Source organism: Staphylococcus chromogenes (assembly GCF_029024625.1).
GTDB lineage: Bacteria > Bacillota > Bacilli > Staphylococcales > Staphylococcaceae > Staphylococcus > Staphylococcus chromogenes.
Genome location: NZ_CP118953.1, coordinates 713,436 through 739,202, shown reverse-complemented (window position 1 = coordinate 739,202; position 25,767 = coordinate 713,436). Strand labels below are relative to the sequence as shown.

Genomic DNA, 25,767 nt, shown 5'->3' with positions numbered 1-25,767 from the left:
GTTTTCATCTCTTCTCTATTTTTAATTCTTGATGCACCGTCGCTTCGTCAATTTGATGTAAGGCATCTATAAATGCAACGAGAAAAGTTCCCGGAAGCATTGCGCTTTCACTTAATTCTGCATGTTCTGCTGCAATGTTGTACGTGGAAACCGCTTCAATTAAAACATCTATATTAGGCACTTGTTGACGTAATAAAAACGATGCAACTACCGCTCCAAGCAAGCATCCTGCTCCTGTTATTTTAGTAAGGAGCTGTGAACCATTGTCTAGTACGACAACCTTTCCCTCTTGAACAATCACATCTTGTTCACCTGTGAGCACAATCGCGGTTTGAAAATGATCATAAGCTTGTTTCGCTATTGATACAATGTCAATGTCTGTTGAACTATCTGTTCCTTTCATTGTCGCTGTTTCATCAATTAATGCTAAAATTTCAGACCCGTTTCCTTTTATCACATCTACTTTCACTTGTGATAAAAACTGACGACAGAAATCTTTTCTGAACTGTGACGCCCCTACAGCTACAGGGTCAAATACAATTGGCACCCCTTGGTCGTTCGCTTGTTTCGCTATTTCAAGCATGTCGGCACCCGTTTGTCTCGTTAAAGTTCCAATATTAATTAATAACGCTTGGGTGGCTTTAAAAAAGTCTTTAGCTTCTTCTGGGGCTTCACTCATTGCAGGACTTGCACCTAAACTGAGTAAACCGTTCGCTGTAAAGTTTTTTACAACGTCATTGGTATAACATACAACGAGGGGTTGTGTATGACGCACTTGCGTTAATTGACCCATTTTAATCCCAACCTTTCTCTTGTTGATAGGCGAAATGATTGACCGGGCCTCGGCCTTGTCCTATTTCAGGAGTTTCTTTTATCGCTAGTGAAATAAATTTTTTTGCTTTCGCCACTGCGTCAAAAACAGATTTACCTTTCGCAAGTTCCGCTGTGATGACTGCTGAAAAAGTACATCCTGTCCCATGGGTGTGTAACGTATTAAAACGTGGACTTGAGAAGGTATGCATGTCTTCTTTAGTAAATAAATAATCGCATGCCTCGCCTTCAAGATGTCCTCCTTTAAGGATAACACCTTTCGTTCCAATTTCATTTAAGAAAAAGTGTCCCGCTTTCTTGATGTCGGCTTCTGTTTGAATCGTCATCTTTGTAATTTCTTCAGCCTCTGGAATATTGGGTGTGGCAATATCGGCTAGTGGCAATAGAACATCCTTCAATGATTGTCGTACACTCTCTTCCATTAATGAGTCTCCACTTTTAGCCACCATTACAGGATCAATCACATAGGGAATCGTTTGTTTTTTTACATATCGTGCAACAATGTCCATCATCTCTGGTGTCGGAATCATTCCCGTTTTTAGTGCCTGAGGTAGTTCATCGGAATAGACACTTTCAAGTTGTTCTTCTAACCAAGAAGGTTCTAAATGATGAATATGTTGTACGCCCAGTGAATTTTGAGCCACGATACTCGTAATCGTAGTCATACCATAGACGCCACAGGCATGAAACGATTTTAAATCAGCCATCACGCCTGCCCCTCCAGAAGGGTCTGTACCTGCAATCGTTAAAGCAATATTTAGGGATTTCATGTTATCTTCCTCCAAATTCCCAAGTTTCTTGATGATAAGACATATTAAAAAATTGTTTTTCATGAACTGTACTTTCTAAAAAATTACGTTTTAATCGGTTTTTTTCCTCTTCAGTCGCATTGTCCGCACATTTATTGAGCCACTGGTCAATATGTTGCATCAATTCATCCATTCCTTTTGCATAAAATTCAAACCATGGTTTTAAAGGATGGTCGTTTGCAAAATCTTCTTCACGTAAAGCTTTCAACGCTACTTGTTGATACACGTATGGACAAGGCGCCATCGCAGCAATCGTATAAGCGACATTGTCATAATGATAAGCATTGAAATACATATGTTTTATATAATGATCTGCAGAAGGATACCACTCACCTTCTTTAATAATTTCATTATAAGGGACTTTTACGTAATCTGCGAGAATATGGTGTGCCTCTACTTCACCTGAAGCAGAGAACTCGATTTGTTCAGTTAAAAATTGGATTTCTTTTTTTGAAGTAACTTTAGGTATTAAAAGCGAATAGATTTTAGCAAACTCAAATAAATACCGTGCATCTGCACGTAAATAATGTTGAATCGCCGCTTTTGAAATATCCCCTCTTATCATTCCTTGAATAAAATCATCGTGATAAATCGCTTCAATTATTGGAGAGGCTTCTTGTTTTACACTTTCAGAAAATAACATAAAAAAACTCCTTTCAAAATGAAAAAAGACTACAATAAAGTAGCCCAGTCATGATAAAAGGTTTCAATGTCTACGCTACTTTCCTACGCGAGTATTAACTCAATCAGGTTCAAAGGGTCTGAATTCGATTCATCTCAGCCAAAAGGCTCCCCTAGTAGTCTTTTATGTGATTAATTTTAAATTAACAAATCTTAACTTGAATAGCAATAAAAAAAGCATTGACGTTCACTCAGAAATTGCTTTAATTTCTGAGTGAACATCAATGCCTGGAGTGATAATAAAATCTCTCTTACCACCAACCGTTAGCTTGACGGAATTGAATCGCACGTTCTACTGAACCATATCGCGTGTTAGCATAGTTAAGCATACCTTGAGTTTGAGTGGCAACGCTACCTGTACCCCATGCTTCTTTTGTTTGACCTAAACCTCTGTAGCCGTTAGGGCTTACAATATTTGGATTTCCGCCAGATTCAGGAAGTACGATTGCATTCCACATTGCAGCAGATCCGCCTGCATTAATAAATTGTTCATAGACTGATCCACTACCTGCAGTTGTTGGAGCTTGATAATTTGATGTTGCTTTTGTTGTTGGTGGTGCTTGATAGTTAGATGTAGTCTTTGTTGTTACAGTAGTATTTGCATTTGAAACACTTTGCGTTACTGGCGCTTCATAAGTTGTATAAGTATTATTTGAAGTAGATGCCGCCGGTGTTACTGTTGTATATGATTGATTGTAAGATGTAGGTTCAACTGAATATGCAAAATGATTATAAGATGTATAAGCTTGATTGTTATTAGAAGTTGGAACGATAAAATCAGAAGAAGCTGCATAACCATGAGCTGCCGCTGCTGCTTTAGTCACGTATAACTTATCTCCAGCATAAATAACATCTGATTCTAAGTTATTCCATTTTTTTAATTGGTCAACTGTTACATCGTATTTTTCAGAAATTTTATTTAAAGTGTCACCCCATTGAATGATGTGTACACCTTCTTGAAGTTGTGATTGAGTTTGAGGTGCTGCTTCTGCATTTGTTGCAAATTGACTAGCCGCTAATAAACCAACTGTAGTTGATGCTAAAAGTAATTTTTTCATTTAATAATCCTCCAGTATTCGGAATCGATATCTTTTATATTCACAAATAATATAGCACCAGTCTTTTTCAGTCCCGTAACAACAACATTAAATAAACGGGCATTTTTGTTACAAAAATATTACAAACGTCATTTAAAGGTGATTTAAAATGTAAGTTTTTTGGAAAATGGATGAAAAAACGCTCTTTTTACAATTGATTTTTTTATATCCCTCTTAAAAAACTATGTATTGAGCAGTAAGACAGGCTCGTCTTTTGACAATCTGTCTTACTACTTTGAAATATGGAGCAATTGTAAATACTGCAATTTTAATGGGAGTAAATGTAAAATAAAAGATGAAATAAATGAGAAATATTGAAGACCATAATGATATTTGTTTGGAATTGTTCGTTGAAACGATTTTGGGATAAACACAGGTGGATATTCTAATTGGGTATGGATTGGCTATTACTGGGTTTCTTAAAAAACGTCTATAATGGAAAGTTTTCTAACTGGAAGACCACGAGTTCTGTAGCATAGCGTCTCTCGCCTTGATATTCAAACCGTCGCGTTTGAATCTGTCCTGTAATCGCCACGTGGTCTTCCTCTTTACAAGTTTCATGTATATACGTGGCCGTTGCTCCAAATGCTTTACAACTAAGAAAATCATAAATCGGTTTGTCATTTTTGCTGTGATAGTTCCTTTTTACTTTAATTGAAAATGTAATAAACGGCGTCTCAGATGCGTCAAAATAATGGGGTGGCTTTGAAATCGTCCCTGTCACTTGAAATTGATTTATTAATGGCACCTCCCTTCTGGGTGACTTTATATTACATGCTGAGCTAAATAAATGACAAGTCACGAAAAAGCATAAAAGAGAGGGTTGAGTTCTTCATTTTTTTAGGTCTTTTAAGAAATTTTTTACGAATTACGGTATAATGGGAGTTAATTAAACATTTTTCGTAAACTTGAGAAAGTTTTTTAGGGGGATCGTCTAGTGAAAACATTTAAAGCGGTACGATTTCAAATCGTTTCTGAAAATGGGACTGTAACAGAGTATGAACTAAAAGATGGTGTCATAATTAATAAAGAAAATAGCGGGACGGGTTGGCTTTTGGAAATCGTCATTTCTGATATTCATTTAGAAGAAATGCAATCTTTCATGGAAAACGAAACTTTACTAGATATTCGCGTCGTTATTACAAGACCATCAAATGATCCTGCGCTTTTTGATGCAACTATTAAGCATATTACCCCACTGAAAGAAACTATTTCAATCGTTTTCGAATGTCACATTTATACTTTAAGACAAGTCTATGCCGAGAATTTATTAGAACAATTAGTTGGAGAAGGCCTTCAAGGAGAAGAGCTGATTAAAACATTTAATCGCATGATGCAATCTAAACCGCGTTTAAAAGACGAACGAAATGAAGAATAAAAAAAGTTGAGCAAACGATGCTCAACTTTTTTTATTGTGGATCTTGCAAAGCAAAAGTAAGTTCACATTGACATGCCACTTGACCATCAACTGTTGCTTTTGCATTCCCTTTACCTATTGGACCTTTTATTTTTGTAATTTCGACCTCTAATTTTAAAGTGTCTCCTGGTACCACTTGTTTTTTAAAACGACACTTATCAATACCAGCAAATAACGCCAGTTTGCCTTTATTTTCTTCACTATTGAGCATGGCAACGGCACCAGTTTGCGCTAAAGCTTCTGTGATTAAGACACCCGGCATCACCGCATAATCTGGAAAATGCCCTTGGAAGAAAGGCTCATTGCCTGAGACTTGTTTGATTCCGACACAACGTTGTCCAGGTTCATACTCAACCACTTTATCAATAAGCAAAAATGGTTGACGGTGTGGAATAATTTGTTTGATTTCATTGTAGTTGAAAATAGTTTCCATTATGAACTGCCTCCAATTATTTCTTTAAAATGTTCCCAAAATTTAGGATTTAACGCATTTAATAGATTGTCATGATTAATTAAAAAACCTGTCATTAAACCAATAATAAAGCATAGACCCGCTACGATTATAAATAATGTTAACTGAACACTTACGGATTGTTGCAACCAATGCCATAGTTTTAAAGGCTTATTTTTTTGCATGAATACGTTTAATATCTGCGCCTAAATCTTTGAGTTTACCATGGAAGTTAACATATCCACGGTCTAAATGTTGCAACTCAGTCACTGTAGTCTCTCCCTCAGCAACTAATCCTGCTAAAATTAATGCAGCTGCTGCACGTAAATCAGTGGCCTTCACTTGTGCACCTTGAAGCTCGCTTTTCCCTTCGATTTTAGCACTACGTCCTTCTACTGAAATTTTCGCGTTCATACGTTTAAACTCACCTACATGCATAAAACGGTTTTCGAACACAGTCTCTGTGATGACTTTATGTCCTTCCGCAGTTAATAATAATGCCATCATTTGTGATTGCATATCAGTCGGAAAACCAGGATGAGGTAAAGTTTTAATATCAACAGGGTTGAGTTTTTCAGGGGCCGTCACTCGAATACCTTCTTCTTTATATTCAAGTTCTACTCCCATTTCTTCTAATTTATAGACAAGACTCGTCATATGTTCTTGGATAGCCCCTTTTACGAGGACGTCCCCTCTCGTTATCGCTGCTGCAATCATGAATGTACCTGCTTCAATTCTGTCTGGAATAATGGAATGTTGGACACCTGTTAAAGTTTCCACACCATTAATAATAATCGTGTCTGTACCTGCGCCTTTAACATCGCCGCCCATTTCGTTAATATAGTTTGCTAAATCAACAATTTCTGGTTCTCTCGCAACATTTTCAATGACAGTACGTCCTTTTGCCAATGAAGCTGCCATTACAATATTTTGTGTAGCACCTACACTTGGGAAATCTAAATGGATATCATTACCGATTAATCCTTGAGGACTTTCGGCATAAATATATCCCGCTTCTTGGTGTATTTCAGCACCAAGTGCCTCAAATCCTTTTAAATGTTGTTCGATCGGTCTAGAACCAATTGCACATCCCCCTGGTAAAGCGACTTTTGCTTTTCCAAGACGTGCTAAAAGAGGGCCCATCACTAAAATACTCGCACGCATTTTACTCACATACTCGTAGGGTGCTTCCTCTTTGAGCTCTTTTGACGCATCAACGGTCACTGCTTGTTTTTTTTCATTATATTTAACTTTAGCATTCAGTACGGTGATGACATTGTTTATCGTTTCAACATCGCTTAAAGCGGGCACATTTAAGAGCTCACTTTTACCTTTACTTGCGAGTAATGACGCTGTAAGAATAGGTAAAACCGCATTTTTTGCTCCTTCAACTTGTACTTCCCCTTTGAGGGTATTGCCGCCTTTTACAATAATTTTATCCATGTTATTTACATCCTCCACTATTTACACACTTGCATAATTAATTATAAACTTCTTGCAATACGCTTAAACTTATATAAAGCAATTATTTTAATAAGTATTGTATTTGAGTTGAAAATTGTAATAAATCAACAATAAAGTTACTCACACTCGTTCCCAGTAAAATTGCTACAAATATCATGGCAATTTGAACTTGTCGTGCATAGCCTTTTTTAAAAAATTGATCTAAGCGCACAGCATTTAAACACCAGTACGCAATACAAATACAGAGCACATGCATGATAAGATGTACAATTGCGAATTGTCCTATATATTCCATTGCATTTTATTGCTCCTTTTTAGATTATCTGACTCAATTTTACATGATTTGCGTATGAATTCCTAATCTAATCTGCCTAATAGACATTGAAATTTTATCTAAATTTAAAGATACACATAGATAATATCATACGACTTTTTGTCAGTTTTGTATATACAATTGATGCAATTTCAAATAATAAATAACTTAGAACTTTCTCACAAAAAAACAATAACCTACTGATTAACGTCAGTAGGTTATTGTTTATAGTTTATTTAAATTTTGCGACTTCGATGCGGTTTTCTGCACGTTTTAACGCGCGTTCTGCACGTTTATAATCCGTATCACTTTTATCACCATCTAGATAAAACGTCGCACGTTGTTTGGCAGATTTTGCACGCTCTAAGTCAATATCATCCGCAGATTCTGCAGACTGGACTAAAATATTAACTTTTTCTTGGCGTATTTCCGCAAATCCTTCAGTTACAGCTATATAATCAGATTGACCATTGCGGTTAACTTTAATATGTCCTATACGTAATGGGGCAACCGTCGGAATGTGACCATGCATCACACCCATTTCGCCTGCTGTTGTTTGTAAGACAACTATTTCTACATTGTCTTGTTTATAAACAGAACCATTAGGAGTGACGATATCTAAGGTTAATGTATTCATTATCCATACCTCCTAATTGTATTAAACTTCAACACCCATGTCTTTAGCTTTGGCAATAACGTCGTCAATACCACCTACAAGACGGAAAGCATCTTCAGGAATATGGTCATATTTACCATCTAAAATTGCTTTAAAGTCTTGAACCGTATTTTTAACTGGTACGTAAGAACCTTTTTGTCCTGTAAACTGTTCAGCAACATGGAAGTTTTGAGATAAGAAGAATTGAATACGACGCGCACGTTCAACTGTTTTCTTATCTTCGTCTGAAAGCTCATCCATACCTAAAATTGCAATAATATCTTGTAATTCACGGTATTTTTGTAATGTAGATTGAACTTGACGTGCCACTTCGTAATGTTCTTGTCCAACGACAGTTGGCTCTAAGGCACGTGATGTTGACGCTAAAGGATCCACTGCAGGATAAATACCCATTTCACTTAATTTACGTTCCAAGTTTGTCGTCGCATCTAAGTGCGCGAAAGCTGTTGCTGGTGCTGGGTCAGTATAGTCATCGGCAGGTACGAATACTGCTTGAATTGACGTAACAGAACCTTTATTTGTTGAAGTAATACGCTCTTGTAGTTGTCCCATTTCAGTAGCTAATGTTGGTTGGTAACCTACTGCTGAAGGCATACGACCTAACAATGCAGATACTTCTGAACCTGCTTGAGTGAAGCGGAAAATGTTATCAATGAATAATAACACGTCTTGTCCTTGTTCATCACGGAAGTATTCTGCCATTGTTAAACCAGAAAGTGCTACACGCATACGCGCACCTGGTGGCTCATTCATCTGACCGAATACCATCGCTGTTTTCGCAATAACACCACTGTCTTTCATTTCGTAGTACAAGTCGTTTCCTTCACGTGTACGTTCACCAACACCGGCGAATACAGAAATACCACCGTGTTCTTGAGCGATGTTATTAATGAGCTCTTGAATTAAAACGGTTTTACCTACACCCGCACCACCGAATAATCCAATTTTACCACCTTTAATGTAAGGGGCTAATAAGTCTACAACTTTGATACCCGTTTCTAAAATTTCAACCTCAGTTGATAATTCATCAAATTGAGGGGCTTGACGGTGAATTGGATCACGACGGACAGAAGCGTCGATTTCTGGCTCAAGGTCAATTTTATCTCCTAATACATTAAACACACGGCCTAATGTTGCATCTCCAACTGGTACACTGATAGGTGCTCCAGTATCTTTCACTTCAGCACCACGTTGTACACCATCTGTTGAGTCCATTGCGATAGAACGAACAACATCATCACCTAAATGTAAGGCTACTTCTAAAGTGAGTTGTTCCGTTTTACCATCTCTAGGTACATCAATTACAAGTGCGTTGTTAATGTTTGGAATTTCATTATGGTCAAAACGCACGTCAATGACTGGCCCCATGACCTGTGTTACACGGCCTAATCCCATGTTAGTTCCTCCTTATAAAAAATGTTATTCAAGTGCTGCTGCACCGCCAACAATTTCAGTAATTTGTTGTGTGATTGCTGCTTGTCGTGCACGGTTATATTGTAAAGATAAATCATCAATCAAATCAGTTGCATTATCAGAAGCATTCTTCATGGCATTCATACGTGAAGCGTGCTCACTTGCTTTGGCATCTAAAATTGTGCCATAAATCAAACTTTCAATATATTGTGGCAATAATACTTTTAAGATTGATTCTTTGTCAGGCTCAAATTCATAAGATGACATTGCACCATGTCCTAAAGATTGATCTTCAGGTGATAATGGCAGTAACTTTTTACTTTTTGGTGTGTTTTCAATCACACTGACATAATGGCTATAGTAGACATTTAATTCGTCAATTTTTTCTTCGTTAAATAAATCAACGGCACGTGTCGCAATAGATTGTATCGCTTTGAATGAAGGTTGGTCTGGAATATCAGTCAAAGCGTTTTCTATTTTATAGCCACGATTTTCTAAAAATGAAATCCCTATTTTACCTAAAACAATAAGACGATATTCATCCTGACTTTGATGACGCTTTTCAATATCACGAATCATTTTTTTGAGAACATTTGCGCTATAGGCACCTGCTAATCCGCTATCACTCGTAATGACCATGTATCCCACACGCTTGACTTCACGCTCGTTTAACATCGGATGATTACTAGACGAACTTGATCCTGCGATAGCTGTAATAGCATCTTCCATCTTTTCCATATAAGGACGGAATTTCTTCGTATTTTTTTCAGCCTTACGAAGTTTAGAATTGGATACCATGTTCATCGCACTCGTAATTTGTTTCATCTTTTTCGTTGATTTAATACGTGAATCAATTTCTTTTAAAGAAGCCACTATCTCACCACCTTATCTCATGTATTTTGCTTTATTCTGATTTTTTGAAGCTTTGTTTGAATGCATTAATTGCTTTTTCAAATTTTTCGTCAGCAGGTAAGCCACCTGTTTCACGGATTTCAGTGAAAATGTCATTTGCATTTCCTTTCGTCCATTCAATGATTTCAGCTTCAAAACGTGTAATGTCTTCTACTGGAATATCATCAAGATATCCACGTGTTAATGCATAAATGATGAGCACTTGATGTTCAACAGGTAATGGTTTGTTTTGATCTTGTTTTAAGACCTCAACTGTACGTTTACCACGTTCAAGTTTTTTGGCAGTCGCTTCATCTAGGTCTGAACCAAATTGTGCGAACGATTCTAATTCACGGTATGAAGCAAGGTCTAAACGTAATGTCCCTGCAACTTTCTTCATCGCTTTAATTTGCGCAGAGCCCCCTACACGTGATACTGAAAGACCGGCATTAATGGCAGGTCGAACACCTGAGAAGAACAAATCAGATTGCAAGAAGATTTGACCGTCAGTAATAGAAATAACGTTTGTAGGAACATATGCTGAGATATCTCCAGCTTGTGTTTCAACGAATGGTAAAGCTGTAATTGAGCCTCCACCTAAATCATCATTCAACTTAGCCGCACGTTCTAATAAACGACTATGTAAGTAGAATACATCACCTGGATAAGCTTCACGGCCTGGTGGACGACGTAATAATAATGATAACTCACGGTAAGCTGCTGCTTGTTTCGTTAAATCATCATACACAACAAGCACATGTTTTCCGTTAAACATGAATTCTTCAGCCATTGAAACACCTGCATATGGTGCAATGTATAACATTGGTGAAGGTTGTGCGGCTGATGCTGATACAACTATTGTATAATCTAATGCGCCCGCTTGACGTAATTTTTCAACAGAAGCACGTACCGTTGATTCTTTTTGACCAATCGCTACATAAACACAAATCATATCTTGGTCTTTTTGGTTTAAAATTGTATCAATAGCAACCGTTGTTTTACCTGTTTGGCGGTCACCAATAATTAACTCACGTTGTCCACGTCCAATAGGAACTAATGCGTCAATGGCTTTGATACCTGTTTGTAATGGTTCGTCAACTGATTTACGAGCCATAACACCCGTTGCTTTTTTCTCAATTGGGCGTGTTTTTGTTGTATTTAATGGACCTTGACCATCGATAGGTTGACCTAATGGGTTAACCACACGACCGATAAGTTCTTCACCAACAGGAACTTCCATAATACGTCCTGTACGTTTTACTTCAGCACCTTCTGTAATTTCATCGTAAGGGCCTAAAATAACAACACCTACGTTAGTTTCTTCTAAGTTTTGTGCTAATCCTAGAACACCATTGTGGAATTCTAATAATTCGCCAGCCATAACGTCGTTCAGTCCATGTACTAATGCAATACCGTCACCAATTTGGATAACTGTCCCTACATCAGTTACAGACATTTCTGACTCATAGTTCTCAATTTGAGAGCGAAGTAATGCACTAATTTCCTCAGCTTTTATGGCCATCTATGTCACTCCTCTTTCATCTCGTATTTAATGTGCTCTACTGAATTTTTTTGCGAGTTGCTCTAAGTCGTTTTGTACAGTTCCATCATATACTTTTGTACCAATTTTAACTTTGACGCCACCGATAAGCGCTTCGTCGACTGAAGTATGTAGATTAAGGTCTTTTAACCCTGTACGTTGAACTAAAGCATGTTTTAAATGTGCTAATTCTGGTTCGGATAAAGGACGCGCAGAAACAACGTACGCATCGTCAAAACCGTGGAAATGATTATATAAACCTTCAAATGCCTTGTACACGTCTCCTAACAAAGCTAAGTTACGATGTCCAGTCATTACTTTTAATGTATTCAACAAGTACGGATGTACACCTTTGAATACATTTGAGACTAAATTTTGTCTATCGTCTAATGTAAGCTTTGGTTCAAGGTCAATGACTTGTAATCGAGAACCTTCACTTTGGATACTTGTGTTAATTTCAGTGAAATCTTGATAAATATCTGTAAGGACTTCAGCTTTAACTGCAACATCAAAAAGTGCTTGGGCATATTTTTGTGCAACTTGTGCCATTATTTATCCCCTACCTCTTTAATGTACTTTTCAATAAGGTCTTTTTGGTCTTGTTCAGAAATTTCTTTACGTAACACTTTTGATGCAATTAATACAGAAAGTTCAGAGACTTGATTATTAATTTCAGCTAATGCACGTTCTTTTTCACTCTTGATTTCACTTTGCGCCGTTTCTAACATACCGTTCGCACGTTGATTCGCTTCATGGATAATTTCTTCTTGTTGGCGTTGTGCTTGTACTTTGGCTTCCTCAAGCATTTTGTGTACTTGATCTTGTGTTTCTTTTAAAGTTTTTCGATTTTCTTCTTCTAGACGTTGTGCATTCATTTTTGCACGTTCTGCATCATCAATATCTTGATTGATTGAACGCTCACGATCGTCCATAACCTTTTTAAGTGGTCCCCATGCAAACTTTTTAAGTAGGAAAAGTAAGATGACAAACGTTAAAATTGTAACAATGATGTCACCAATATTTACGCCACCCGCACTAGCTGCAAAGGTAAACATGTTGGTTGTCAATTTGCTGTACACTCCTTTCAATCATTTCATCACGAAACTATAAAATGAATGGGAGTGGGAGTAATTGTTTCTCAAATCCCACCCCGGCACGGATGATTTTTAGTGTTGACGTTGATCACCACTATACTTAATCATCAGTTTCCATTTTTTATCATTATAAATTTGGGGCGAGCACGTTAACCATGTCTCCGCCCGGACTCAATAAAATTCTTACTTTTGTGCTTATTGGAAAATGTCGTGATAAGTTATCAATACGAATCGTTTATTGGAATAAAACGATGAAAGTGATAACTACGCCGATGATTGGAAGTGCCTCAACTAAACCGATACCGATGAACATGATTGACATTAACTGTGTACGTGCTTCTGGTTGACGAGCGACACCTTCTACTGTTCTAGATACGATTAAACCGTTACCTACACCTGCACCAAGTGCTGATAAACCAATTGCGATTGCTGCTGCGATTAAATTCATTATATAAATCCTCCTAATTTTTTAAATGTGATTTTTTTATTTTTAATGGTCGTCTGCCACTTTATGTGACATGTAAACCATTGATAACATAATAAAGATATATGCTTGGATAGAACCTACAAATATTGAGAAACCTTGCCATACAATTAAACCTGGAATACCAATAATCCAACCAAATGCACTAAACGTCACGCCCGCAAGTAAGCCAAGTAAAATTTCACCGGCAAAAATATTACCATACAGACGCAAACCTAAAGTTAACGTAGAGGCAAATTCCTCAAATACATTAATGACTACTAATGCAGGATAAGGTTGAACATAGTTGTGAAGATACGCTTTTGTACCTCGCATTTTCACTCCATAGTAATGAGTAAGAATTACCATCATTGTTGCTAGTGTGAGTGTGACATGCGGATCTGCAGTTGGTGACTTCCACCATAAGTAGTGATTTGCTACCAATTGTAAAGGTAAACCTAACATATTAGCCACAAAAATAAACAAAATTAATGTCACTGCTAAGAAGTGAAAATGACCTCCTTTAGACCAAGCCATGTTACTTTCAATGATGCCCCGCACAAAATCAAATACCCATTCGATAAAGTTTTGGGCACCTTTAGGTCTTTTCTGAAGATTTCGTGTACATAAGACTGCTAGCACAAACACGATAATTGCTGTGATAATCAACATCATTACCGTAGATAAGTTAAAGTTAATATCCAATCCTAGAAAATGCCAAGTTACTATTGGACTTTTATGATCCATTTTAAAATTTCACCTCTTTTCAATTAGAGTTACGTGTGTCCGGCTTGAGTAACGGACGAAAAACTATAAAAACATAAGAAACCATTAGCCCTATCAATACACCTAAAATATGTATCTGTTCCTGGAAAAAGCCCCATATTAAACAAGCAAGTATCGCATTTAAAAAACGCCAACTTCCGCCCGTTGAAAGTGAACCTACATTTATCGACTGAGCGCGATATAAATAAAGTTCAAAAATAAGCGTGTTAAGCGTAGATGCTACCATACCTACAATCAATCCAAGAACAAAAGCATGATGTATCCAAATATAAAGCATAATGAGGCCCACCCAGAGGCAACAATAATATGTCAAAAACGGCTGTGTACACTTTAGTAAACGTACCATAATGAACCCCTTTTCCACTTTTAGGAACATTTATGAAAGCCGTTCCATGCATACAACTTTCATGATAATATAGGGGCAAAAGTGTGTCAATTATGCATTTAAGAGGACTTCATTTAAAGTCACAAATAGTCACAAAATTGACACATTTAGTTTGCCACTATGCTTCCGGTTTAAATGATTCCGGTTTTGTTTGTGTTAAACCAAAATAACGTCGAATATGGTTGCAAATTCTTTCAGATGCATGTCCATCGCCATAAGGGTTTTGCGCTATACTCATACTTTGATATAATTCTTTGTCTGTTAATAGCTCTTTCGTGAGACGATAAACGTCTTCTTCTTCGGTTCCTGCAAGTTTTAATGTACCCGCTTCTACACCTTCAGGACGTTCTGTCGTGTCTCGTAACACTAAAACAGGTTTTCCTAATGAAGGCGCTTCTTCTTGAACCCCTCCAGAATCAGTTAAAATCAAATATGATTGATGTGCAAAATTATGAAAATCCACAACTTCAAGTGGTTCAATCAATTCAATGCGATCATGATCACTCAAATATTGACGTGCAATGTCTCTTACTTTAGGGTTTTTGTGCATTGGATACACAATAACAGCATCTTCGATCTCTTCCACAATACGTCTCGCTGCTTTAAAAATATTTTCCATCGGTTGCCCAATATTTTCACGTCTGTGTGAAGTTAAAAGAATGATGCGTTTATCTTGATGACGTTGAATAATTTCTGATTGATAATCTTGGTCGATTGTCGTGTGCATTGCATCAATTGCGGTATTACCCGTTACGACTACTGATTGTGGGTCTTTATTTTCGTTTAATAAATTCTTTTCCGCTTGTTCTGTTGGTGCAAAGTGTAAATCTGCCATGATACCAGTCATTTGACGATTCATCTCTTCAGGAAATGGAGAATATTTATTCCAAGTTCTCAGTCCAGCTTCAACATGACCAATACTGATCTCGTTATAAAATGCTGCTAAACTCCCTGCAAAAGTTGTTGTTGTATCACCGTGTACTAAAATCATATCGGGTTGTACTTCTTTAATAATATCTTCAAGTCCTGTTAAAACACGTGATGTGACTTGGGATAATGTTTGTCCAGGTTTCATTACATTTAAGTCATAATCTGGTTGTATATTAAAGGTTTCTAATACAGAATCTAGCATTTCTCGGTGTTGCGCCGTCACGACAACGACAGGCTCTAATTGCTCTTCTTTTTTTAACTGAAGAACAAGTGGCGCCATTTTAATCGCTTCAGGACGCGTACCAAATATCGTCATAATTCGTTTCATCAAATAAGCGCTCCTTAATTAAGACAATTATTTTGTACCAAATAAACGGTCACCAGCATCCCCTAAGCCTGGGATGATATAGGCGTTTTCATCAAGTTTTTCATCAAGTGCAGCAATAAAAATATCTACATCTTCGTGTGCTTCTTGAAGTTTCTGAACGCCTTCAGGTGCGGCAATTAAACACATAAAACGAATGTGCTTTGCGCCACGTTTTTTCAATGAAGTAATCGCTTCAATCGCTGATGCTCCAGTCGCTAACATAGGATCTACTACGATAATTTCACGTTCCTCGATATCTTGTGGTAACTTCACAAAATATTCTACGGCTTCTAAAGTTTCAGGATCTCTATATAATCCAACATGGCCGATACGCGCAGCAGGCACTAGATTTAAAATACCTTGTGTCATGCCTAACCCTGCACGAAGAATTGGAACAAAAGCTAATTTTTTACCAGATAAACGTTTGGCTTTCGCTTTTGTAACTGGTGTTTCAATTTCGACTTCTTGCAATTCTAAGTTACGTGTCACCTCGTAGGCCATCAACATTCCTACTTCATCAACAAGCTCACGAAAAGCTTTCGTCCCCGTATTGACGTCACGAATATAACTTAACTTATGTTGAATTAATGGATGATCAAATACATGTACTTTACCCATTGTTTTTTTGCCTCCAATATCATTAGTTATATAATGGGAATTTTTGAGTTAACGTTTGAACACGCTTTTCTGCTTTTTCAATAACGTCACTATCTTGATGATGTTTGAGCACATCGCTAATAATATTTGCGACTTCTTCAAACGCATCCTCATCAAAACCGCGTGTTGTTGCAGCAGGTGTGCCCAAGCGAATGCCACTCGTTACAAAAGGTTTTTCTTGGTCAAATGGAATCGTATTCTTATTACATGTAATACCCACACGATCCAATGCTTCTTCAGCATCTTTACCCGTGATACCAATAGAACCTTTAACATCTACCGCTACAAGATGATTGTCTGTACCGCCAGAGACAATACGAAAACCGTTTTTTTGTAATGTTTCTGCAAGTACTTTTGCATTTTTAATCACTTGTGCTTGGTACGTTTTGAAATCAGGCTGTAACGCTTCTCCAAACGCCACAGCTTTTGCAGCGATCACGTGCTCTAATGGCCCCCCTTGAATGCCTGGGAAAATTGTTTTGTCTATGTCTTTTTTATATTTCTCTTTACACAAAATCATACCTCCACGAGGACCACGTAGTGTTTTGTGCGTTGTTGTCGTAACAAAATCTGCAACCTCTACTGGATTTTGGTGTAATCCTGCCGCAACTAATCCGGCGATGTGCGCCATATCTACCATAAGTTTAGCGCCAACTTCATCCGCAATTTCTTTGAATTTTTTGAAATCAATTTCACGAGAATATGCAGATGCGCCCGCGACAATGAGCTTCGGTTTATTTTCTTTTGCTAAGCGACGAATCTCTTCATAATCAATGCGTTCTTCCTCTTTAGTCACTTGATATTCCACAAAGTTATAAAACTGACCACTAAAGTTGACTGGAGATCCATGCGTTAAGTGACCTCCATGGCTTAAGTTCATGCCTAAAACAGTGTCGCCATGATTTAAAGCAACTAAATATACAGCCATATTCGCTTGCGAGCCAGAATGGGGTTGCACATTGACATGTTCTGCATTAAAGAGTTTTTTCGCACGATCAATCGCAAGTTGTTCTGTCGTATCGACATTGACGCAACCTCCGTAGTATCGACGATTAGGATATCCTTCAGCGTACTTATTTGTCATGACTGAGCCCTGTGCTTCCATTACTGCTTCTGATACAAAGTTTTCAGAAGCAATCAATTCGATGTGCTTATTTTGACGGTGATATTCTTTTTGAATCGCATCAGCTACTGCTTTGTCTTGCTTAGAAATAAATGACATAAACGTAATCCCTCTTTCCCTTTTAAAGTTGATATTTCGCACGTTCACCACCAATTTTTTTAGGTCGTGTCGTTGCCACCGTTACGATAGCTTCTCCTATTTTATCGACAGATGTGCGGACAGGCACAGCGACGTGTTTAAGATGCATACCGATTAACGTTTGGCCAATATCAATCCCTTTGTTTGCTGTGATATGTTCTACAACAATTGGATCTTTTAGGTGGCGATAGGCATAAGTTGACAATGAACCTCCCGCGTGAACATCTGGAACGACCGTTACTTCCTCCATTTGATACGGATCAAAGTCTTTGCGTTCAATCGTCAATGCGCGATTGATATGTTCACATCCTTGATATGCAAATGAAACACCCGTTTCTGTTGAAATCTCATCGAGTGCTTCAAAAATGTCTTTTGCTATATCTAAAGAACCTGTCGTACCTATTTTGTCGCCCAACACCTCTGATGTAGAACAACCAATAACACAGATTTCTCCGTCAACAAAAAATGATTGAGACTTGAGTTCTTCTAATAACTGTTTTAAACCTTTCATTTCCAAAACCTCCTAGGATTATGTATCAATACAAAACAAATTATCCAAAGAACATAGAAACGTGCTATATGCCATTTATTATAACTTATTTTCTTTGGAACTTATACTGATTATATAACTGAATTTAATCTATTCGGTCTTTAAGCTTGAAAATATCGGTTTCAAGGTGTTGAAATAATTGTAAATACATTTCATATGAACTTCCAAACGGGTCGGGAATATCAGAAGCACTATCTAAATAATCTTTAAGCGTATATACATGTGATTGTTGCCCAAAATAGTGGTCAATCCAACGCTTATGTTCTGATGTCATGGTTAATATTAAATCCGCTTTCATATCTTCTTTCTGAAATTGCTTGGCTAAAGAAGGTTCAGGATAGTCATGTATTTTTAATACTTCCTCAGTATGCGCAGATGGCGAGGCACCCTCACTTGCCATAAGTCCTCGTGATTCAATTTGATGCGTTGGCAACAGGCGCTTTGCAATACTTTCTGCCATTGGACTTCTGCAAGTATTTCCAGTGCACACAAAAATAATCCTCATAAACGCTCATCCTTTATAATTTGGTGATTGACTGCTTTTAACATTCGATTGCGTAAGGCTTCAGTTTCTTCGTTTACGGGGTATCCATAAATATAAGCGCGCTGTATATTTGAAAGAGTATCTAATTGATGTAATGCCGCGTATAAATTACGATTTGCGTGTTGGATGTCCCACTCATCATGACTTAAAATCATCGTTGTGGCTTCTTTTGGGATATACTTAGACTTACTTTCTGGGACAATAAAAGCAATTTCTTGCCAATTTTCATGTGCATTCTCACGAATAGGGCCCTCAATATTTTCAATCATCACGAGTGGTGTATCCGGTGCATAATGTTTATATTTCATACCTGGTGCTATAGGCTTTTCGGTCATATCTATGACGGACTCATCTATTGAATTAGGGAGTATTTCATTCAACATTTGACGCGTAATCGTGCCTGGTCTCGCAATTCGGTATGGGAATGACGTACAATCGATCACTGTACTTTCAAGCCCAGCATCACTTGGTGTCGAATGGATAATCCCATCCACCCGTCCATTTAAATCTTCGAATGCGTGTTCAAACGTTGTAGGTGATGGACGTCCGCTCAAGTTCGCACTTGGTGCTGCGATAGGAATATTAGCTATTTTCAAAATATATCGGGCAACTGGATGACTTGGCATGCGTACAGCCACCGAATTTAACCCTCCCGTTACACGTTCACATAAAAATCCTTTTTTAAGAGGTAAAATAAAAGTAATAGGTCCTGGCCAAAAAGCTTCCATTAATTTTAATGTTGTTTCTGAAACGGAGGTCACAAAATCATTTAATTGATCTGTATCATAGATATGAATAATTAATGGATTGTCTGAAGGGCGCCCTTTAGCTTCGTAGATCCCTTTTACCGCTTCTTCATTTAATGCGCTAGCACCTAAGCCGTATACTGTCTCTGTTGGCATTACGATTAATTTGCCTTCTTGATACATACGAACAATTTCTTCAAATTGAGGATAATCTTTGAGTTGATAAGTAAATTCACGTACGTCCCAAATTTTTGTGTTTATCACGAGAAAACACCTCTTTCTTACTTTTATTTTACTTCATAATAAAAAGTTATGCACTCTATATTAGAGACATAACTTTGAATTCAACTATTGGGCGCTCCATTTAAAACTTATAATACGGTCATTCCCATTAATATCTTTAATGACCTTTGGAACAAGTTGTGGATAAAGGCTCGTTATTAAACTTTTTAATGCGGCACCTTGTTGATATCCTATTTCAAAAACAACAGGCGCCCCTTCTTTCATTACTTTTGGCAGTTGTATGAGTATAGAACGATAAATTTTCAGTCCCTCATCTTCAGCAAATAGCGCTAAATGTGGTTCATAATTTAAGGTACTTGTACTCATCACATTTTGTTCAATGCAGTCGATATATGGCGGATTGGAAATTAATCCCTCCAACTTCAACTTTTTTTCTATAAAAGGGTGTAACGTATCACCACATAAAAATTGTATGGCGGCATCGTGTTGTTGCGCATTTCGTTGAGCTACCTCTAGGGCTTGAGGGGAAATATCAGAAGCATAAACAGACAACTGTGGATGTGCTTTCTTTATCGAAATAGCAATGATACCACTACCTGTCCCAATATCTGCAATCGTCCCTTCTCGAGGTAACTGATCCATAAAGTGAGCGACGACTTCCTCAGTTTCTGGTCTTGGAATCAAGACATCAGGGGTAACCTTGAAATCTCGGCCCATAAAGGAGGCAAATCCTACGACATATTGCTCAGGTTCTCCTTTTAACAATCGTTCTAAACCGTTTTGTAATAAATGAAATTCTTGCTCTGAGATGACTTGTTGTTTATTCATCAAATATGTAGTCCGACTCCATCCGAGCAAGTCCATGACTAACCAATCGACTTGAGCAGTCTCTAATCTTTTATCTTGCAGTTGCTGTTGCGCTTGGCTAATCCACTGATTATATTTCACCGTTATTAAGCTCTTTTAATTTTTCAGTTTGTTCGTGCATTGTAAGCGCATCAATGATTTCATCAAGTTTACCTTCCATAATTTGATCCAATTTTTGTAAGGTTAAACCGATGCGATGGTCTGTGACACGGCTTTGCGGATAATTATAAGTACGAATACGTTCTGAACGGTCGCCCGTCCCCACAGCTGACTTACGTTGTGCAGCATATTTTTGTTGTTCTTCTTGGATTTTCATATCATATAAACGTGCTTTCAATACTTTCATCGCTTTTTCACGGTTTTGAATTTGGGATTTTTCAGATGATGTCGCAATAACCCCTGTAGGTAAATGGGTAATACGTACAGCAGAGTCCGTTGTATTAACGTGTTGACCTCCTGCCCCACTTGAGCGATATGTGTCTATTTTTAAATCCTCGTTGCGAATTTCAATTTCAACATCTTCGACTTCAGGTAAAACAGCCACAGTTGCTGTTGACGTATGAATACGTCCACCAGATTCTGTTTCAGGAACACGTTGTACACGATGCGCACCATTTTCGAATTTTAATTTACTGTAGGCCCCGTCACCTGAAACTGAAAAACTAATTTCTTTATATCCTCCGTGATCACTTTCAGTGGCTTCCACAATCTCTGTTTTAAATCGATTCGCTTCTGCATATTTTGTATACATTCTAAATAAATCACCCGCAAATATCGCTGCTTCATCCCCTCCAGCAGCTGCACGCACTTCAACGATAACGTCTTTGTCATCATTTGGGTCTTTTGGAATTAATAATAGTTTCAATTCCTCTTCAAAACTTGGAATTTGCGCTTTTAATTCAGAGGCTTCTTCTTTTAACATTTCAATTTCATCTTCATCTGAGGTATCATTAAGCATTAAATCTATATCCTCTAAATCTTCTTTAACTTGTTTATATTGACGATAAACTTCAACAGTTTTTTGAAGTTCTGATTGTTCTTTAGAATATTTACGTAATTTATCTGAATCACTCACCACTTCTGGATCACTAAGTAATTCGTTGAGTTGTTCATAGCGTTCTTCAACAATATCTAATTGATCAAACATATTTTATTCCTCCTCTTTTTCATTACTCGGTAAAATGACATGGTGTGCACGACATCGAGGTTCATAACTTTCATTAGCCCCTACCATTATAATTGGATCATCATATTTCGCAGGTCGTCCATCGATTAATCGTTGTGTTCGACTTGAAGATGCGCCACAAACTGCACAAACGGCTTGAAGTTTAGTAATATGTTCACTTACCGCTAGCATCTCTGGAACAGGATCAAATGGCTCCCCTTTGAAATCCATATCTAACCCCGCAGTAATCACACGATAACCTTTTTTTGCCAAATCTTGCGCAATATCGACGACAGTACGATCAAAAAATTGAATTTCATCAATACCTATAATATCTACATCCGACAAGTCATGTTGCTCTATTTCTTTCGCTTCAGTAATATTAATGGCCTCTATCGCATTCCCATTATGCGAAACTATTTTTTCTTTATGGTATCGATCGTCAATCGTCGGTTTAAACACGATGACCTTTTGTTTCGCATACACACCTCGACGCAAGCGTCTAATCAGCTCTTCTGACTTTCCACTAAACATACTGCCGGTAATGCATTCAATCCATCCTGAATGATACGCTTCGTACATGTTATTGCCACCCTTTTCAAAACATAATCGCTTAATTATATCATATAATGATGTTCCTATTTGAAGATTTCATGAAAAAGGAGTTCGAACATTTTTATGTCTCACTCCCTTATATCTTCTATGTATGCATTTATGATTGTTAACGTACTTATAATCAAAAAAGTGCTTTTGTCTACAAAAAAGGAGCAGAGACCAATGTCCCGCTCCCTTGTATTTCGTTAATACGATAATTAGTTGTTTGATTTGAGACCGAATTTCTTGTTGAAACGTTCCACACGACCATCTGCAGCAGCAAATTTTTGACGTCCTGTGTAGAATGGGTGTGAATCTGAAGAGATATCTAAACGAATAACTGGATACTCGTTACCATCTTCCCATTCCATTGTTTCGTTAGAAAACTTCGTAGAACCACTTAAGAATTTAAAATCTGTTGTAGTATCTAAGAAGATTACTTTACGGTATTCTGGATGAATGCCTTGTTTCATTATTTTCAGCTCCTTTGCCCTGAACCATCCGGAACAGAGTTATTTGTGAGTTTTCACCAATACTTAAACATTATAAAGGTTGCATTTTTAAAATGCAACCCTACTTTAACATTTATTCATTTTAAATAATCGGCTTACCTGTACGGGTGCTTTCTAGCGCACTTTTCTTTAACTCTTCAAAGAATTGTTTGTTGGTTTTTGTTTTTTTCAAACGACGAATAAATCGTTCTGCAAAATCAGGTGAATTAGAAAACATATTTCGAAGTTGCCATAAACTTTCTAATTCTTCTTTAGGCACTAACAATTCTTCTTTACGTGTAGAACTACGTGAAATATCAATCGCCGGGAAAATTCTACGTTCAGATAAACGTCTGTCTAAATGTAACTCCATATTTCCCGTTCCTTTAAATTCTTCATAAATCATGTCGTCCATACGAGAACCTGTATCTACTAGCGCAGTGGCTAAAATCGTCAAACTGCCTCCTGCTTCAATGTTTCTTGCAGCTCCAAAAAACGTTTTAGGTCCATGTAAAGATGCTGGGTCAAGACCTCCTGATAATGTTCTACCGCTTGGAGGTACGACAAGGTTGTATGCGCGCGCCAAACGTGTAATAGAGTCCATCAATACGATAACATCTTCTCCAATTTCAACTAAGCGCTTTGCACGTTCTAACAGTAATTCTGCAACCTTAACATGATGTCTAGGATGTTCATCAAACGTAGAGTGCACAACCTCAGCTTCCTCTACAGAACGCTCGATATCTGTTACTTCCTCCGGTCTTTCGCCGACGAGTAAAATAAACAGTTTTGCATTTGGTTTATTTTTCACAATTGCGTTTGCGATTTCTTTTAATAAAGAGGTCTTACCTGCTTTAGGTGGTGCAACGATTAAACCACGTTGTCCTAATCCGATAGGTGTCACTAAATCCATAATGCGTGTGGAGTATTTTTCGGGGTCTGTTTCTAATTGAATACGTTCATCTGGATATAGAGGCGTTAGTGCTTGGAAGTGGGGACGTTTTTTGACTTCTTCAGCATTGTGATCATTCACAAAATCGACTTGTAAAAGTCCATAATACTTTTCACTTTCTTTAGGTTGTCTAACTTTACCTGTGACTTTATCGCCTAATTTAATTTCAAATCGTCTTATCTGAGAGGCAGAAATATATATATCTTTTTCACCTTTAGAATAATTAACCGTTCTTAAAAAGCCGTAACCATCTTGTTGAATATCATCTAAGATACCTTCCATATAGTAGTTTCCGTCTTTTTCCATTTGTGCTTCCATTATGGCAAGGACAAGTTCTTTCTTATTCAACTTGCTATAGTTTGTCAGCTTTAGAGACTTTGCTTTTTCAGTCAAAGCTTTCGTGGTGTAGTTTTTGTATAATTCATGAAAAGATTCATACTGCGGTGACGTTCTTTCCTTGGTCGCCATATTTAACACTCATTTCATAATAAATTCTTTCATCGTAGCGATAATTGATACGATAACATCAATACTATAGCAAATTTTATGAATAAATACAAAACATGATTTAAAAAGAAACTAAAAAGATCCACGTCATTAAGTTTTATTGATAAATTTCTCAAAAAACTTAATAACGTGGTGCATCATCAGTTATGCTTTAAAATAACCTGCGATGGCTTTAACTTCTAAAAATTCTTCGATACCGTAGTCGCCCCATTCACGACCAAGTCCAGATTGTTTGTAACCGCCAAATGGTAAATCAGGTGTACGGCCTGCTTCGTTAATTTCAACAGTTCCAGCTTCTATGGAACGTGCCACTTTATGAAGTTGTTCTTTATCTTGACCAAAGACATAACCTGCTAATCCGTACTTAGTATCATTTGCGATGCGAATCGCTTCATCTAAATCTTTGTACGTAATGACAGACATCACAGGGCCAAAAATTTCTTCTTGCGCAATTGTCATTTGATTATCCACGTTCGCAAAAATCGTTGGTTTCACGAAATATCCTTTATCTAAACCTTCTGGATGCCCTTCGCCACCATAATACAATTCCGCGCCTTCTTGAATACCTTTTTTAATATAATCTTGAACTTGTCGATATTGTTTTTCGCTCACAATAGGACCCATTTCTGTTTCTTTTTGTTGTGGGTCTCCGACTTTTACAGCTTCCATATAGGATTTAGCTTTTTCAAGAAAGGCCTCTTTCATACTTTCAGGGACAAGTGTACGTGTTCCTGCAGTACAGACTTGACCTGTATTATTCACAACTTTACCCACAGCTGCTTTAGCCGCTTCGTCTACATCCGCATCATCTAGAATGATATAAGGTGATTTACCCCCTAGTTCAAGTGAAACCTTTTTAAAGTCTTTGCTTGCCTTTTCCATAATTTTTGAACCTGTTGGACCAGAACCCGTAAATGACATCATTCTCACATCTGGATGTTCACTCAATGGATTGCCGACACCTTCGCCATCACCATTTACTAAATTGAACACCCCTTTAGGCACGCTTGCTGCTTCAAAAATTTCTGCTAAGATAAGTGCAGCAAAAGGTGTCTCTTCTGACGGTTTTAAAACAACAGGTGAACCTGCCGCAAATGCAGCTGCTAATTTTAATGATGTTTGGTTTGTTGGAAAGTTCCAAGGTGTGATAAGGCCAGCCACACCGATAGCTTCTTTCACTACTAAACTATCTCCACGTTGTTCCTCAAATTCAAAACGATCTAGAGCATCATGTGCTTCTTGGAAGTGATTAAGACCCATTTGATAATGGATGTTTTCTGATTTCGTCACAGGTGTCCCTAACTCTAAAGTCATCGCTTCAATTAAGTCATCTTTTCGTTTTTTATATTCATCGACGATGCGACCTAACATCGCTTGTCGTTCTTTTACAGGTGTATTTCTAAATTCAAGATAAACGTCATTTGCAGCTTTAACTGCTTGATCGACATCCTCTTTATTCCCTTTGGCAATATGACCAAAAACTTCTTCAGTCGCTGGGTTTATGACTTCTAACGTTTCACCACTTGCACTGTCTACCCATTCGCCATTAATATATTGCTTGATTTGGTCTCTCATTTATAGA

Annotated in this window: 31 protein-coding genes and 1 riboswitch; of the genes, 1 reads left to right on the top strand and 30 read right to left on the bottom strand. The window is 37.5% G+C overall.

Annotated features, from left to right (window positions below):
• Positions 1 to 4: 4 nt before the first annotated feature.
• From thiM to PYW36_RS03440, 5 genes are all read right to left on the bottom strand, one after another.
• On the bottom strand, positions 5 to 793 hold the full coding sequence (gene thiM, locus PYW36_RS03465; RefSeq protein WP_103159254.1) for a hydroxyethylthiazole kinase: 789 nt from the start codon (positions 791 to 793) through the stop codon (positions 5 to 7).
• A 1-nt stretch (position 794) separates the two neighbouring features.
• A complete protein-coding gene (gene thiD / locus PYW36_RS03460) occupies positions 795 to 1,601 on the bottom strand; it encodes a bifunctional hydroxymethylpyrimidine kinase/phosphomethylpyrimidine kinase (RefSeq protein ID WP_103159253.1) in 807 nt (268 codons plus the stop codon).
• Position 1,602: 1 nt separating this feature from the next.
• The gene (gene tenA / locus PYW36_RS03455) at positions 1,603 to 2,283 is read right to left on the bottom strand and encodes a thiaminase II (protein WP_103159252.1); all 681 of its coding nucleotides are present in this window, start codon (positions 2,281 to 2,283) and stop codon (positions 1,603 to 1,605) included.
• 63 nt (positions 2,284 to 2,346) lie between these two features.
• A riboswitch (TPP riboswitch) is annotated at positions 2,347 to 2,446 on the bottom strand.
• 126 nt (positions 2,447 to 2,572) lie between these two features.
• Positions 2,573 to 3,379, bottom strand: coding sequence for a LysM peptidoglycan-binding domain-containing protein (locus PYW36_RS11300; RefSeq protein WP_103159251.1), 807 nt, complete (start codon positions 3,377 to 3,379; stop codon positions 2,573 to 2,575).
• Positions 3,380 to 3,848: 469 nt separating this feature from the next.
• Positions 3,849 to 4,166: a single-stranded DNA-binding protein gene (locus PYW36_RS03440; protein ID WP_103159250.1), complete on the bottom strand. Its 318-nt coding sequence runs from the start codon at positions 4,164 to 4,166 to the stop codon at positions 3,849 to 3,851.
• Between the two features lie 189 nt (positions 4,167 to 4,355).
• Between PYW36_RS03440 and PYW36_RS03435 the strand changes: the two genes are divergently transcribed.
• Positions 4,356 to 4,796: a YwpF-like family protein gene (locus tag PYW36_RS03435; RefSeq protein WP_037577213.1), complete on the top strand. Its 441-nt coding sequence runs from the start codon at positions 4,356 to 4,358 to the stop codon at positions 4,794 to 4,796.
• A gap of 31 nt (positions 4,797 to 4,827) precedes the next feature.
• Here PYW36_RS03435 and fabZ read toward each other — a convergent pair whose 3' ends face one another.
• The 25 genes from fabZ to PYW36_RS03310 form a co-directional block, all read right to left on the bottom strand.
• Complete coding sequence (fabZ, locus tag PYW36_RS03430; RefSeq protein WP_103159249.1) at positions 4,828 to 5,268, bottom strand: 3-hydroxyacyl-ACP dehydratase FabZ; 441 nt, start codon at positions 5,266 to 5,268, stop codon at positions 4,828 to 4,830.
• Positions 5,268 to 5,471, bottom strand: coding sequence for a DNA-directed RNA polymerase subunit beta (locus PYW36_RS03425; RefSeq protein WP_103159248.1), 204 nt, complete (start codon positions 5,469 to 5,471; stop codon positions 5,268 to 5,270). The genes fabZ and PYW36_RS03425 overlap by 1 nt, the downstream gene beginning before the upstream one ends.
• Complete coding sequence (gene murA, locus PYW36_RS03420; RefSeq protein WP_037576624.1) at positions 5,458 to 6,729, bottom strand: UDP-N-acetylglucosamine 1-carboxyvinyltransferase; 1,272 nt, start codon at positions 6,727 to 6,729, stop codon at positions 5,458 to 5,460. Before murA ends, PYW36_RS03425 begins: the two co-directional genes overlap by 14 nt.
• Before the next feature lie 82 nt (positions 6,730 to 6,811).
• Complete coding sequence (locus PYW36_RS03415) at positions 6,812 to 7,045, bottom strand: DUF1146 family protein (RefSeq protein WP_037576621.1); 234 nt, start codon at positions 7,043 to 7,045, stop codon at positions 6,812 to 6,814.
• Between the two features lie 250 nt (positions 7,046 to 7,295).
• A complete protein-coding gene (locus PYW36_RS03410) occupies positions 7,296 to 7,700 on the bottom strand; it encodes a F0F1 ATP synthase subunit epsilon (RefSeq protein WP_103159247.1) in 405 nt (134 codons plus the stop codon).
• 21 nt (positions 7,701 to 7,721) lie between these two features.
• Entirely contained in the window at positions 7,722 to 9,134 is a 1,413-nt protein-coding gene (atpD, locus tag PYW36_RS03405; protein WP_037576616.1) for a F0F1 ATP synthase subunit beta, read from the bottom strand.
• A gap of 24 nt (positions 9,135 to 9,158) precedes the next feature.
• Complete coding sequence (gene atpG, locus PYW36_RS03400) at positions 9,159 to 10,025, bottom strand: ATP synthase F1 subunit gamma (RefSeq protein ID WP_037576613.1); 867 nt, start codon at positions 10,023 to 10,025, stop codon at positions 9,159 to 9,161.
• A 31-nt stretch (positions 10,026 to 10,056) separates the two neighbouring features.
• Entirely contained in the window at positions 10,057 to 11,565 is a 1,509-nt protein-coding gene (gene atpA / locus PYW36_RS03395; RefSeq protein WP_037576611.1) for a F0F1 ATP synthase subunit alpha, read from the bottom strand.
• 27 nt (positions 11,566 to 11,592) lie between these two features.
• The gene (locus tag PYW36_RS03390; RefSeq protein WP_037576608.1) at positions 11,593 to 12,132 is read right to left on the bottom strand and encodes a F0F1 ATP synthase subunit delta; all 540 of its coding nucleotides are present in this window, start codon (positions 12,130 to 12,132) and stop codon (positions 11,593 to 11,595) included.
• Positions 12,132 to 12,638 (bottom strand): F0F1 ATP synthase subunit B, encoded by a 507-nt coding sequence (locus tag PYW36_RS03385; RefSeq protein ID WP_037576642.1) that lies wholly within the window; start codon positions 12,636 to 12,638, stop codon positions 12,132 to 12,134. Before PYW36_RS03385 ends, PYW36_RS03390 begins: the two co-directional genes overlap by 1 nt.
• 274 nt (positions 12,639 to 12,912) lie before the next feature.
• Positions 12,913 to 13,125, bottom strand: coding sequence for a F0F1 ATP synthase subunit C (gene atpE / locus PYW36_RS03380; protein ID WP_037576605.1), 213 nt, complete (start codon positions 13,123 to 13,125; stop codon positions 12,913 to 12,915).
• A 42-nt stretch (positions 13,126 to 13,167) separates the two neighbouring features.
• The gene (atpB, locus tag PYW36_RS03375) at positions 13,168 to 13,887 is read right to left on the bottom strand and encodes a F0F1 ATP synthase subunit A (RefSeq protein WP_037576603.1); all 720 of its coding nucleotides are present in this window, start codon (positions 13,885 to 13,887) and stop codon (positions 13,168 to 13,170) included.
• Between the two features lie 19 nt (positions 13,888 to 13,906).
• Complete coding sequence (locus tag PYW36_RS03370; protein ID WP_229717321.1) at positions 13,907 to 14,203, bottom strand: hypothetical protein; 297 nt, start codon at positions 14,201 to 14,203, stop codon at positions 13,907 to 13,909.
• 226 nt (positions 14,204 to 14,429) lie between these two features.
• Positions 14,430 to 15,569 (bottom strand): non-hydrolyzing UDP-N-acetylglucosamine 2-epimerase, encoded by a 1,140-nt coding sequence (gene wecB, locus PYW36_RS03365; RefSeq protein WP_103159246.1) that lies wholly within the window; start codon positions 15,567 to 15,569, stop codon positions 14,430 to 14,432.
• 27 nt (positions 15,570 to 15,596) lie between these two features.
• The gene (upp, locus tag PYW36_RS03360) at positions 15,597 to 16,226 is read right to left on the bottom strand and encodes a uracil phosphoribosyltransferase (protein ID WP_037576594.1); all 630 of its coding nucleotides are present in this window, start codon (positions 16,224 to 16,226) and stop codon (positions 15,597 to 15,599) included.
• Positions 16,227 to 16,248: 22 nt separating this feature from the next.
• A complete protein-coding gene (gene glyA / locus PYW36_RS03355) occupies positions 16,249 to 17,487 on the bottom strand; it encodes a serine hydroxymethyltransferase (protein ID WP_103159245.1) in 1,239 nt (412 codons plus the stop codon).
• Between the two features lie 22 nt (positions 17,488 to 17,509).
• A complete protein-coding gene (locus PYW36_RS03350; protein WP_037576588.1) occupies positions 17,510 to 18,037 on the bottom strand; it encodes a TIGR01440 family protein in 528 nt (175 codons plus the stop codon).
• Positions 18,038 to 18,161: 124 nt separating this feature from the next.
• A complete protein-coding gene (locus PYW36_RS03345) occupies positions 18,162 to 18,581 on the bottom strand; it encodes a low molecular weight protein arginine phosphatase (protein ID WP_037576586.1) in 420 nt (139 codons plus the stop codon).
• Positions 18,578 to 19,627 (bottom strand): L-threonylcarbamoyladenylate synthase, encoded by a 1,050-nt coding sequence (locus PYW36_RS03340; protein ID WP_172458459.1) that lies wholly within the window; start codon positions 19,625 to 19,627, stop codon positions 18,578 to 18,580. Before PYW36_RS03340 ends, PYW36_RS03345 begins: the two co-directional genes overlap by 4 nt.
• An 87-nt stretch (positions 19,628 to 19,714) precedes the next feature.
• A complete protein-coding gene (gene prmC, locus PYW36_RS03335) occupies positions 19,715 to 20,557 on the bottom strand; it encodes a peptide chain release factor N(5)-glutamine methyltransferase (protein ID WP_103159243.1) in 843 nt (280 codons plus the stop codon).
• Positions 20,547 to 21,623 (bottom strand): peptide chain release factor 1, encoded by a 1,077-nt coding sequence (gene prfA / locus PYW36_RS03330; RefSeq protein WP_103159242.1) that lies wholly within the window; start codon positions 21,621 to 21,623, stop codon positions 20,547 to 20,549. Before prfA ends, prmC begins: the two co-directional genes overlap by 11 nt.
• Positions 21,624 to 21,626: 3 nt before the next feature.
• Positions 21,627 to 22,223 carry a thymidine kinase gene (locus PYW36_RS03325; protein ID WP_103159241.1) on the bottom strand — a complete coding sequence of 199 codons (597 nt, stop codon included), beginning with the start codon at positions 22,221 to 22,223 and terminating at the stop codon, positions 21,627 to 21,629.
• A gap of 230 nt (positions 22,224 to 22,453) precedes the next feature.
• On the bottom strand, positions 22,454 to 22,708 hold the full coding sequence (locus PYW36_RS03320) for a type B 50S ribosomal protein L31 (protein ID WP_037576577.1): 255 nt from the start codon (positions 22,706 to 22,708) through the stop codon (positions 22,454 to 22,456).
• 121 nt (positions 22,709 to 22,829) lie between these two features.
• Positions 22,830 to 24,146, bottom strand: coding sequence for a transcription termination factor Rho (gene rho / locus PYW36_RS03315; RefSeq protein ID WP_037576574.1), 1,317 nt, complete (start codon positions 24,144 to 24,146; stop codon positions 22,830 to 22,832).
• A gap of 183 nt (positions 24,147 to 24,329) precedes the next feature.
• Positions 24,330 to 25,760, bottom strand: coding sequence for an aldehyde dehydrogenase family protein (locus PYW36_RS03310; RefSeq protein WP_103159240.1), 1,431 nt, complete (start codon positions 25,758 to 25,760; stop codon positions 24,330 to 24,332).
• Between the last annotated feature and the right edge of the window lie 7 nt (positions 25,761 to 25,767).